Annotated in this window: 5 protein-coding genes; all 5 read right to left on the bottom strand. The window is 51.3% G+C overall.

The features are described from left to right. Positions 1-127: 127 nt before the first annotated feature. The 5 genes from R70331_RS10505 to R70331_RS10485 all read right to left on the bottom strand — a co-directional run bounded on the left by R70331_RS10505 (position 128) and on the right by R70331_RS10485 (position 12,541). Positions 128-1,078: a nucleoside hydrolase gene (locus tag R70331_RS10505; RefSeq protein ID WP_042175186.1), complete on the bottom strand. Its 951-nt coding sequence runs from the start codon at positions 1,076-1,078 to the stop codon at positions 128-130. 113 nt (positions 1,079-1,191) lie between these two features. After that, positions 1,192-2,388, bottom strand: a complete 1,197-nt coding sequence (locus tag R70331_RS10500) for a MalY/PatB family protein (protein ID WP_042175183.1) — start codon at positions 2,386-2,388, stop codon at positions 1,192-1,194. A gap of 76 nt (positions 2,389-2,464) precedes the next feature. Then, positions 2,465-2,827 carry a LytR/AlgR family response regulator transcription factor gene (locus R70331_RS10495; RefSeq protein ID WP_042175181.1) on the bottom strand — a complete coding sequence of 121 codons (363 nt, stop codon included), beginning with the start codon at positions 2,825-2,827 and terminating at the stop codon, positions 2,465-2,467. 128 nt (positions 2,828-2,955) lie between these two features. Continuing rightward, positions 2,956-3,645: a S1 family peptidase gene (locus tag R70331_RS10490; protein ID WP_042175180.1), complete on the bottom strand. Its 690-nt coding sequence runs from the start codon at positions 3,643-3,645 to the stop codon at positions 2,956-2,958. A 22-nt stretch (positions 3,646-3,667) separates the two neighbouring features. Further along, positions 3,668-12,541, bottom strand: coding sequence for a chitobiase/beta-hexosaminidase C-terminal domain-containing protein (locus R70331_RS10485; RefSeq protein WP_156131103.1), 8,874 nt, complete (start codon positions 12,539-12,541; stop codon positions 3,668-3,670). Positions 12,542-12,596: the final 55 nt, after the last annotated feature.

Below are 12,596 nucleotides of genomic sequence, written 5' to 3'. Positions count from 1 at the left end.
AGATTCTGAATGCCGGACAATCACGACCCTATCATTTTACCAAACTAGCACAATTTAGCAAATTAATAGATTGTCACTTTTGAATGCCGTCCCTGACATTTCTTCAGAACCCTGCAGCCGGGAAAGCTTACATAAACGCACTTAAAAAGACACCGACCGCACGCCGGGCATCCACTCCAACAGCCACCTCAATGAACTCCCCTACCTTGGGCTGCGCCCGCAGATCGGCTACGACCATCCCGCAGGTATGCTCCCCCTGATGCTCAACACGGACCTTCATCCTCCGGCAGGTCAGCAGATCCGGCTGCAGCGCAGCCATCAGTGCCAGCGGATCATGCAGCGGCGCTGCGTCAATGATGTAGTTCGCCTCCCGGTAAAAGTTGAAATAATGCTGCAGGGAACGGTCCATAAAATCAATGATCGCCCGGTTCTCTTCCTTGCCTTGGCGTTTCAGCAGCTCCATATGCTCTGCAGTAATCAGTGTCTCCAGCGTCACATCCAGACCCACCATCAGCACGGGCAGGCCTGAGGTAAACACCCGGTCAGCAGCCAGCGGATCTCCCCATAGATTGGCTTCGGCTACCGGTGTCACATTCCCCGGCTTGAAAATGGTACCGCCCATCACGGCCACCTTTTTCAGCTTGCCTGTCAGTCCTGGGTCCAGTTCAAGCGCCATCGCCAGATTGGTCAGCCGTCCAAGCGTCACCAGCACAATTTCTCCGGGACTCTCATTAGCCAGCCTCACGATAAATTCTGCGGCTGTCTCTTTAACCGGCTGCCGGGAAGACGGAGGGAGCTGAACGTCGCCAATCCCGTTCTCTCCGTGCACATGGGGTGAGAAGCCGCCAAGCTCCCGGGCCAGCGCCTTGGAAGCACCAATGGCAACAGGAATTTCATAATCCGGCTTAGCCAGATCCAGCAGCCTGAGCGTATTCTCTGCCGCCTGCTCAACACTGGTATTGCCGAAGCCCATAGTAATCCCTTCAATTATTACACCCGGAGTATGGAGTGCATATAGTATTGCAAGTGCATCATCAATGCCGGTGTCGCAGTCAATAATCATTCGGGTTGTGCTCATGTACAGTTTCTCTCCATTCATCTCTGTATTCCGCATAGTCAAGCAAAAAGCCTGCCGCGCTCCCTATGAACAGTATGTTCACAGGGAGCTGCAGCAAGCTTACTTGTAAAGTGTTATAACGATAGGTTATTGGGCTGCTGGACGTAAGGTGCAGCCGCCCGGCTGAACCGCTCCAGGGCCTCAGCAAGGATTGAACGCGGACAAGCCAGATTGATACGCAGATGGCCTTCACCTTCTGAACCAAAAACAGAGCCTTCATTAAAAGCAACCTCCGCCTCCTGGTACATCAGCTTCTTAAGTCCGGCTGCATCAAGCCCGAAAGCAGAGCAGTCCAGCCACAGCAGATAGGTAGCTTCCGGACGCATAACCTTAACCGCAGGCAGATGCTCTCCGAGATAGCTGATCGCATAATCAGCATTACCGGCAATGTGCAGGACCAGCTCGTCCAGCCAGGTCTCCCCTTCATTATAAGCCGCCTCTACCGCCTCCTGGGCAAAATAATGCGACATATGCAGGCTAAGCGTCTTCAGCTTGCGCTCAAATTGGCGGCGCAGCTGCGGATTTTTGGCTACAATATACGAGGTCTGCAGGCCCGGCAGGTTAAAGGTTTTGGTTGCTGCCAGTGTGGTTACCGTAATATCTGCAAGCTCCTCAGACAAGGAGGCAAACGGGATATGCTGATGTCCAGGCATAATCATGTCGCAATGAATCTCATCCGAGATGACGGTGACACCGTAACGCAGGCACAGCTCGCCCAGACGCAGCAGCTCCTCACGCTTCCACACGATTCCGCCCGGGTTATGCGGATTGCACAGCAGCAGCAGCTTGGCGCCGCCCTGCATCAGCTCCTCGAGCTGGGCATAATCCATTTCATAGCGTCCGCCGCTTAAGATCAGCGGGTTCTTGGCTACTATGCGGTCATTCATGTTAATGACATCATAGAAGGGATAATAGACCGGCGATTGCAGAATTACTTGATCCCCCGGCTTGGTTAGCAGCTCAACTGCAAGGCTGAGCGAGGTGACGATTCCCGGAGAATCTGTAATCCATTCCGGCTTAAGCTCCCAGTTATGGCGGCGGCTGTACCAGTTCACAATCGCCTGTCTGTATGATTCACCAGTGACACTATATCCGTAGATCCCGGATTCCACCCGGCGCAAAATAGCTTCCTTCACCGCAGGCGGGCTCTCAAAATCCATGTCAGCCACCCACAGCGGCAGAATGTTGCTGTTGCCAAACAGCTTTTCACTCTGATCCCATTTGTAGGAGCGGGTATTGCGGCGGTCAATTATGTGTTCAAAGTCATACATTCCTTCCATCCCCTGTTCTTTGGCTTTTCAGAATATTGTATCACAGGGGGAGTCCTTCCGGCATCCTTTACTGCAATCAGCTGCCTTTACGCAGCCGTTCCAGAGACTGAACCAGCCTGTCCTCTTCAAACGGCTTTAACAGATAATCAACAATCGCCTGGTCAAACGCCCATAACGCATGCTGTTTACTCTCCGTGGTGACTACAATCTGGATCGCCGGCAGCAGCTGCTTGATTTGTTCGGCGACAAGAACTCCCTGCAGGCCCTGAAGCTGAAGATCCAGAAACAGCACATCCGGCTGAAGCAGGGTCATCTGCTCCAGAGCACTCTGCGGATGAGAAGACTTTCCGATCACAGCGACTTTTCCTGACCTGTGCAGCATCGCATCCAGCTTGTAGAGATCCTTCTGATTCACATCCAGCAAAAACGCTCTAATCATGCCTCTCCCGCCTTTCTTCAGGAAGTTATTTTTTAAAAAAAAGCTGTCCTGCACGCCTAAAATCAGACGCCTTGGGACAGCCATCATTTGTAATAAGACCCGTTTATCCTTCTGCCCTGGCAGGCACCTTATTTCAGTACCGGCGGCAGCAGGCTGCGAACATCATCATTGTTAACGATCAGATGAATATTGTTCATCGTCCGCAAAGAGCCTGAGATCACTCCGGCCAGCTGGCCGTGCGCATCCATCAGCGGTCCCCCGGACATTCCGCTTGCTACCTGTGCCGAGGTCAGAATTCTGCTGCGGCCGTTAATCTCTGCTGCAGGCGTGTTGACGATGCCTTCGGTGATAATATTCGTATTCTTTAAAGGATACCCCAGTGCGAATACAGCCTCGCCATGCTCTACCGCATCTTTGCGCACCTGAAGATAAGAATAGACATTGTTCTTCATCTTCATCGCGGCGGGCGAAGGCAGCTCAAGCACTGCTACATCCTTCAGCTCATCGTATTTCGTAACTTTGATCGGACTGATCACAGTCCCGTCTGCCATTACACCTTCCATCCGGTCAGCACCTTTTACAACATGGTACGCGGTTACCGCCGTGCCGCCGGGGGACAGGATTACTCCTGTACCCGTGGCACTTGCCGTCCCGTCACTTTTCAGCACCCGAAGGTAGAACATCGCTTTTTCAGCAAGCTGATAGGTCTGTTCGGCATTGTTGACTACCTGCGTATCGGCACTGGTTGTGCCGTTGTAGAAGAGGGCTGCGGACAGCAGGGATACTATGATGCACAGATAAGCCAGCTGTTTTTTCATCCGCTACTCATTCCTTTTTCGTTTATTGCACTGCTGACATGATATCTTTGAACGCCCAGTGCGATGCCGGCAGATCGTTATACTTCACAGCCGTTACCGTCAGCTTTTTGGTGCCGACAATCCGGTTGATCATAACTACAGCTTCTGCACGTGTAATCGAAGCATTCGGTTTGAAGGTACCGTCAGGGAATCCTTGTACATACCCGGCCTTGGACAAAGCATTCACATACTGCTCTGACCAGTGGCCCTTCAGATCGGACTGCTTCGTCAATCCGGCATTTGTAACATCCAGATTCAGCACAGTGGTAATGATCTTCGCGAACTCGGCTCTGGTCAAGCCTTTGGTACCGCCGAACCCGCCGTCAGGGTAACCCTGGATAATGCCTGCTGAAGCAAAGAATCCAGTCAGCTTGTCATACTCTGCTGTCACATCTGTAAAGAGATTGCCTACATTTACATTCTCCATATCAAGCAGCGGGGCAAGGGATGCGATCAGTTCATATCTTGTAATCGCTGCGCTTGGTTTGAACGTACCGTCCGTATAACCGGTCATGTATTTAACCTCATTTGCAGTGTTCTTCAGATTGTACTTTGCGTTCTCAACCGCATACTCGATAGTGATGACCGTATCATCCTGATCGGTAATCATTTTGATGGTCATGTTTCCGGTAATCAGAAGCTCACTGGTGTATTTCGTGCTGTTCACCGTCGGTGTGCTGCCGTCCAGCGTGTAGTAGATGACCTGCCCTTCAGGAGCAGTCAGCTTCAGCTTGCTGTTTCTGGCAACTTTAACAGGTGCCTCGCTGTCACTGTTGATGCTTGCGTTGCTGGTGACTGCTGTGATGGCTGGCTCTTTGACAGGAGGCACGAAGAACCCGCCTCCGCCTCCGCCGCTTCCACCGCTAGGAAGCGTCCATGTTTCTGTCCATACCTTACTATACTCTTTGCCTGTAACAATTGTAACAGCCTTAACTGTTGTGGCTGTCTTCAGCACAATCGGTGCAGTGTACAGCAAGGATGTTTCATTAGGCGTGCTGCCATCCAAAGTGTAATAGATGCTGCCGCCCGGCTCATCTGTTCCAAGAACAACCGAAGTCTCCGTTGTAATGATCTTGTCCTTGGCATCTGAGCGCAGCTCAGGTGCCGCTGCTGTTGCCGGATATTTCACTGCCGGCTCGTTTATCATTACGCTTCTGCTCAGCCCTTGAGCGGACACCGTGAGTTTAGTTCCGGTTCCGGCTCCGTCTCTCAGTGTTCCAGTCGTTCCGTTCAGAACAACCGCTGCCGGATCTGCACTCCAGGTTACCCCTTCTGCACCTTTCAGTGTGAAGCTGGTTTCTACCCGGTTAATCAGATCCTTTGGACTGAGCACAACTGCCGCAGTGCTAAGCATACCTTCTTTGGTTCCGTCGAAAGCAGCCAATCCAGGGTAATAGCCGTTATACGCCGTCCAAGATCCTCCTGTGAGGCCCGCAGGAAGCGTTCCGTTAACCAGTTCGGCCGACTTGAGCCCTGACGCGTTGGATGTCCCGCTGCTGCCAGTTACAGCTTTACCTTCAGCATCGAAGAAAGCAATATTTTCCTTTAGCATTTGTGCATTAAACACAGAACCGCTGATAGAAGCATCTTTCACCTTCTGTCCGGCAATTCCGCCGTAGAATGCCTGTCCAGGTGTAAGGATACCATTTACAGAAGCTCTAACTTCACCTGTATTCAGAGAAGAAGCAATGGCGCCTTCTGCAGCATGACCGGCAATACCGCCGCTCCATGCCTTCTGAGTACCCTCTGCCAAAATTCTGCCTGCAGAATAGCTGTTATTGATGCTGCCGCTGTTGTATCCGGCGATACCGCCGGCAACCGCTTCTGCGGAACTTGCATTAACATCAGCATAGGATACGGATTCTGAGATAACACCTGCAGGTGCATTCTGCCCGGTAATTCCTCCTGCTGCCTGTCCACTGCCGTTGATGGTACCACCTGAGCTGGAAGCCGTTATTATACCTGCGTTCACTCCGGTAATACCACCGATCCGTCCAGTGCCTGATACCGCCAGATTAACAGCGTTCGCGTTGCTGATTGTTCCTTCGTTGACAGCTGCTGCACCGCCTGCAGCTTCAGCACCCTCCAGGGCACCGCTGATGGTAACACCGGAGATCGTTCCCGTGCTGTGGTTAAACCCGGTAACACCACCGATCTTTCCAGCACCTGACACAGTCAGGTTAACAGCGTTAATGGCACTAATTGTGCCTTCATTGATAGCTGCCACACCGCCTGCAGCTTCAGTACCCTCCAGAGCACCGATGATGGTAACACCGGAGATCGTTCCCGTGCTGCGGTTTACTCCGGCAACTGCTCCGGTATTCTTAGCAGAAGCTTTAACACCGGCAAAGTTAACATTGGTAATGGTACCGAGATTCTCGGTTACGAAGCCAGCATAGTTTTGTTCTGCGGAATCCATTACAAAATTTGAAACCGCATGTCCCTTACCATCGAACGTACCTTCAAAGCTATTGAACGGAACCCAAGGCTTGCCAGCCAGATCAATATCCGCTTCAAGGCTGATGGTGCTGTAGACCGGCTTTTCTGTAGCTGTTCTGTTGTATAGAACATAGTAGTCCAAGCCCGTTTCATTATAGAGCAGTACTGCTCCTGTTAACTGTTCCACAGAATTCAGTGTAATCACACCGTCTGCAGCATTATCCATGAACGAAGTGTCGTGATCGATGTTCCAGGCTCCGGATGCAAGCGGATTAGGCGCTGCTGCCGGTGCCAGCTCAGCAGCATTCGCTGCAGATCCGGCATTTTTGCCTACTGTAGGCAGTGTGCCTACATAGCTGGAACCATTGATTTTGCCGTCACGGAAATTGTAGCCAACAAGTGAGCCCTGCTGGAAATCAGCTCCCGGTGCGCTCGCTGTAATGGCTGGCACGTTTGCATAAACATTGCTTAAAGTACCGTCATTGTATCCGGCAAAGCCGCCTGTAAAAGAACGGGTTGCCGATTTAATTCCTGTAGTGGAAAGCTTCGCCTGCAGCGCATAGGAGCTGCTGATGCTGGCATTTCTTTCTACAGCTGCTGCAAAACCGCCTGTGCGTGTATCAAGTGCTGTATTCATCACATCACCGGATGCATAGGAACTGCTGATGCTGTAGTGGTCAACTGAACCGGCGAAGCCGCCGACATAAGAACCCAGTCTTCCGCTGACATGCAAAGCACCTGTTGCATACGAGTGCGAAATCTGTCCTTCGCGCACATCGGTATCACCGAGCAGACCGGCAAAGCCGCCTGCATAAATGGTGTTGTCTTTATTGGTATCATTAATATTTACCGGAATGCCCGCATGGGAGTAAGTGATCACAATATGGTCGCCCATGCCTACAATTCCGCCTGTACGGGTAGCAGGCAACGAATTATCCAGAGTCAGAGCAGTTCCTACCGTAATTGCCTGTCCCGCAGGTGCTGCTGCTTCACTGTAATGAATCTCGCCGTCAGCTCCCTGACCGACGATACCACCAACATTATAGACACTGCTGTCATCAGCCTTCAGGCTGTTGGCAGCATAGGCATCCACGATAATACCGTTACTGTAGCCTGCGATACCGCCGAGATTTACGATTTTACCTCCGCTGACGTTAAGGTCTGCTTGCGAGCTGGAACGGTAAACCGAAGCGTCATTATTTCGGCCAGTCACACCGCCGGCAAACAGATCCATAACATGGTCCGTTCCGCCAATTGTTACAGTCCCGTTATGAACATTGGCAAGATAGATACCGCGGTATAACGGATACGGCTTGCCAAAATCAAAGCCCTCATTGATATCACTGCTCGAGATTAGTCCTGTAATACCGCCTGCTGCTGCCTCACCTGTCTTGACAGCCGCGTTAATTACTGGTGATGCATCCACATTGTAAAGGATGCTATTGTCAGCTTGTCCGGCAATACCTCCGGCAGAGGCCGTTTCACCGGAAGCCTGAATTGTGCCCACAAAAGAGCTGTCATTCATTGCTACATTTACAAATTGTCCGGCAATACCGCCAATTACTGCGTTCAGAGAGTCTGCAGCAGTAGCCAGTGCAACTTTATCCACAGTTACATGGTCAACATCAAAGGTCTGGTTGCTGGCGGCAAGTGCCATAGCTTTGAGCTTCATACCGCCCAGAGCCCCTTCCTTCAGTCCTACAGCAGCGCCAACTATACCGTTACCTGTCAGCTGGACTCCTTCTCCTGTACCAGTAACAGCGATGTTTTTAAGCACTGTACCTGCCTTAGCCTGTCCTACAACACCACCAAGGATGGAATCGAGGCCGCTTGCCTGCAGTGCACCGTCAGTGAAGTTCACTTTGAGCTCACTTGCTGTTCCTTCTGTGAATGTACCGATTACACCGCCCGCTACACTGTTCATTCCAGATGCAGTAATGCGGAGCTTTGTGTTTACTTCTGTTGTCAGACCGGTGACATTACCAGCTTGAACACCGATAACCCCGCCGATAACGGCCTGATCCACGGAGCTGCCGATGCTGCCGTCGATAGCATTGACAGAATAGGTTGCTGCGTTCAGATCGGAGGTGTTGTCACCAATGATACCACCGGCGATACCGCCGCTGTATATAGTCTCGATCCGGCTTCCGCCATCAAGAGTTACGTGAAGTCCGGAAACCTCACCTGTATTTGTACCAATAACACCGCCAACTGTTCCGCCGCTGATCTTGATGCCGTTCAGCAGCTTCAGATCCACATCGGATACGGTACCCAGGTTAATACCGGCCAGAGCACCAGTAAACTGGTTACCAGATACAGTTAAAGGCTCCAGATTAACGGCAGATACTGTTGCTTCTTCTCCAATGACTCCGAACAGTCCGGAGTAAGTGAAGACCGGCTGCAGGGTCAATCCGTCAATTAGATGATTTCCACCGTTGAATGTACCTTCAAATGCATTTTCTTCCTTATCGCCGACCGGAACCCATTGCTTGGATTGAATATGAATCGGGTTCATGATCATAATTGTTCTGCCTGCGAAATTGAATTTGTCCACGCCGGCGATAGTGCCGTTGACAATAGACGCAAGACCCGCAAGCTCAGCTTCTGAAGTGATCTGGAAGTGGATAGCATCCCTATCCTTCATGTACCAGTTGATATTGGCGTTAACATCATTGCCGAGATCACCGCCAGTGTTGGCTTCACGGTTCACTTCAGGATATTTGTAGTCAGCATTCAGGGAGCCGTATTTCCATGCGCTGGTGAAATCCCAGCCGGACAATTCAGGGAATACGTTTCTGTCCTTCAAAGTCGCTGAAAGAATGGTAGTCAGCCGTACGTGCACGTTCAACCAGCGGTGGTTGCCTTCGGCAAAGTCCGGCAGGTCCTTGTTGATGTTCAGCGATTCATCTTTAATATAGTAGGTTTTGTATAAAAGCTCTTTGCTGGCATTGTCATAACGTCCGGCAAAGCCGCCGGCATAGGCGCCGTTGGTAGCCGAAACCTCAGCCGCAGAATAGGCATTGGAAACTTTGCCGTCTTTGATTCTGCCGATAAAACCGCCCGCATAGGAATGATCACCTGTGGCAGACACGCTTTTAGCCACGTAGGAGTTTTTAACTGTACCGCCGGTAAGCTCTCCGATCAGTCCTCCTACATTTGTATAAACTCCGCCGGCTGTGATTCTGGAGGAGGTGTAGGACTGTTCTACAGTACCTGCGCTGTTGCGGCCGATCAGACCGCCCAGGAATACGGATTGGCCCGCTGTTCCGGTTGCCTTGCCCGTCAAATCGATATCGATATAGGAGCCTTTAACTGCTCCGGTGTTTTCCCCTACTAGACCGCCAGCCAGTGTGCCTGCCCCTTCAATGGTCAGGTTGGCATTGGAGTAGGTATAGTAAAGCGTTCCTTTTTCAGTGTTGAGACCGGCTAAGCCACCAAAGGTTACATTGTTTCCCTTGGAGGATACCGAGATTTTGTCCGTAATACTGTTATTGGCAATCAGGCTGCGGTTTTCACCAACCATCCCACCTAGAATAGTGGACGGTGCGGTTATCGCAATGCTGCCCAGTGTACGCGTGTTCTGAAGCGTGCTCACTGCCGATCCCGGATTCATCACAGGGTCACCTGTACGGGCATCGTTGATTCCGACAATTCCCCCAATGGTAGAATTGGTTGCTGTTGCATTTGCCTTCAAGCTTAATGCTGTTACATAGCTGTTAGTGATTATTGCTGAATTTGTACCCAGGTTGTAAGCGGCAATTCCCGCTGCTTTGGCATTTGCACCGTTGATCGTCAGGTTAAGTGTCTTTCCGACCAGGCGCTCTAGTCTGGATTTGTCGTTATAGCCGACAAGTCCGCCTGTGTAACCGTTGGCTGCGTCTTTTGTAGTATTTACAAGCAGGTTTTCCAGGTTGACCGTTGTTGAATCACCGCTCAGTGTACTGTTCTCAAGTGCACCGGCCAGACCTCCGGTTCTCGCTCCTGTTCCCTTAACGGAAATATTCACATAATCCGGCGCAGTTGCTGCAACGGCTGGATTTACGATATCCGTAGCCTTAGCATAACCGACAAGCCCGCCGGCTTTGGCATCAGCACCGTTAACCGTGACAACTGCCAGCTCGCCTGCATGGAATACCGGAGTATAGATGCTTGCACGGCTTGAAGCTGCGTCGGTACCTTCTGAACGTCCGGCGATACCGCCGGCTTCTGTACGGATTCCTCCTGCAGTGATGCTTACAGCGTGAGCTGTTGCATCGGTAAGTGAGCCAGTATTCAATCCGGCCACTCCGCCCAGCAGCGCATCTGCGCCTTCAGAGCTGAGAATAATACTTTCGGCAAGCACATAAGGTGCTGCCCCGTGGTTTTCACCGAAAATACCACCGGCATGGGTTGATGAGCCCTTTGCCTTGATTTCAATCCGCTCGGCATGGAGATGAAGCGCGGAAGTACGGTTGATACCGACAGCACCGCCGACGATTCCGTTGTCTGCGTTCATTTCAATGATAAAGTCCTTAGCTACAACCGGTGCTTCCGTTGTGCCGATCACCGCCAGCGTGTTCAGGTTACCAGCTACTGTACCCAGTGTGTAGCCGCTTTTTCCGCTTTCGGTGATTAGTCCGACTCTGGCAGCCTGGCTGTTAGTCAGAGTCAGTGCTTTGTCATTAATACCGACAAGTCCTCCGGCAGTGACATTATCTGCACCGGCGGCAGGGTTCTTCACAGCTCCCTCGATAGTAAGGCTGTTATAATCCGCACTTCCGGCATCTCCGGCATAAGCGCCGTTGATGGTTCCCTGCGCGTTACCGGCGATACCGCCGATTACACCGCCCTCCGATGTTGCTTTCAGGCGTATGTTTTTAACAACTGCATTATTGATCGTTCCATCAAGATAACCGGCAATCCCGCCGATTGTTCCGTCGGAGGTGATTGTTGGAATTACGGACATATTACCTGCCTTCGAAGACAGGATGCTTCCGCCGGATTTATACCCGGCAATACCGCCGGTATACACATCCGCCGAGCCTACGGCATCAACGGCGCCGCTAAATGAGGCATTGGAGATGCTGCTGCCCGCGTCATACCCGATAATTCCGCCTGTGTAGACGACGTTTCCTCCGCTCGCCTGAAGGTGTGCGGTATTCTGGTACGCGTTCACTGCCGGATTATTAAGAAAGATTCCGCTCGCAGCGTAACCGATAAATCCGCCTGTATAGATATTTTGCGAGCCTGAAGCTGTTACATTTGTTGCATTGTTGTATTCTTTGGTCCATGTAACTGAACTGTCTGCATAACCGGCAATACCGCCTGTATGCACATTCGTTCCGCCGTTATTCGTTACAGGTGCAGTATTGACAAAAGCAATATTAATATCAGGGATTGTTACAGTACCTACTGCACCGAGAAGTCCGCCGGCATACGTGCCGGTTGCTGTCGGAGCATCAATGCTGATAGCACCGCTGTTATTAGTCGTATTGGAGAATACCGCTGCGTTGTCGATTTTCCCAAGAATACCGCCTGCATAGATAGTAGATCCCCCGTTCACAGTAACCGGAGCAGTATTGCTGATAACAGTATCTTCATCATTCATCGTAACTGTGCTGCTCGTGTGACCCGCGATACCACCGGCATAGATGGAGTCACCGTCCTGCCCGTTAGCAAGCAGAGCACCGGTGTTGGAAACCTTCTTCAACTTCAAACCACCTACATCACCATAGCCAACAATCCCGCCGATAGCGGCTGTGCCGTTAGCAGTAATCGAAGCGTTGTTGAAGGAATTCGCAACCGAACCTTCAGCCATCCCGACAATCCCGCCGGCATATACATGGTAAGGAGCGCTGTCTGTTGTGATCTTAATATAATTTGTAATGTCATACACAATGCTGGAGCCGGACATTTTACCGACTGCAGCTCCTGCATACACATCATAGGTGACAGTGGTTACGCTGATTGAACCGCTGTCCGGGAAAAGAAACCCGCCCACGGTTCCGTCAATCATATTACCGACCAGACCTTGGTAGGACAAGCCGGACGGCACCTTCATTCCCGAAATCGAGAGAATGGAGCCTTCCTTAGAGATCAATGTTCCGAGAAACGGATGCTCCCCGGTGCCGATCGGCACCCAGAGATAATCGCCGAGATCCATGTCCCGGTCAATTTCCAGTATTTTACCTTTGAGTCCGTTTATTTTATTGCCGTCTGTATCGATATCATCATTGACCAGCTTCGCTACACCTGCAAGCTTCGCTTCCGTATCGATCTTGAAGGTTGTATAAACCGGGTTGTACCATGACGTATCCGCTGCACTAGACCAGGTCTGCCCGTCGGCTTTAACCAACAGGCCACCGGCAACCGCTGCGATAGTCAGGACTATCATTGCAACCGCCAATCCAAGGATTGATTTTTGCTTTATTGCCATCATGACACCACCTCAAATAGTTTGGATTACTCTACAGTAGGATACCCGCATCAGCCTT

Source organism: Paenibacillus sp. FSL R7-0331, from assembly GCF_000758645.1.
Taxonomy (GTDB): Bacteria; Bacillota; Bacilli; order Paenibacillales; family Paenibacillaceae; genus Paenibacillus_AQ; species Paenibacillus_AQ camerounensis.
Note: the sequence above shows the minus strand (reverse complement) of the source record. Positions and strands in the feature narration are given on the sequence as shown.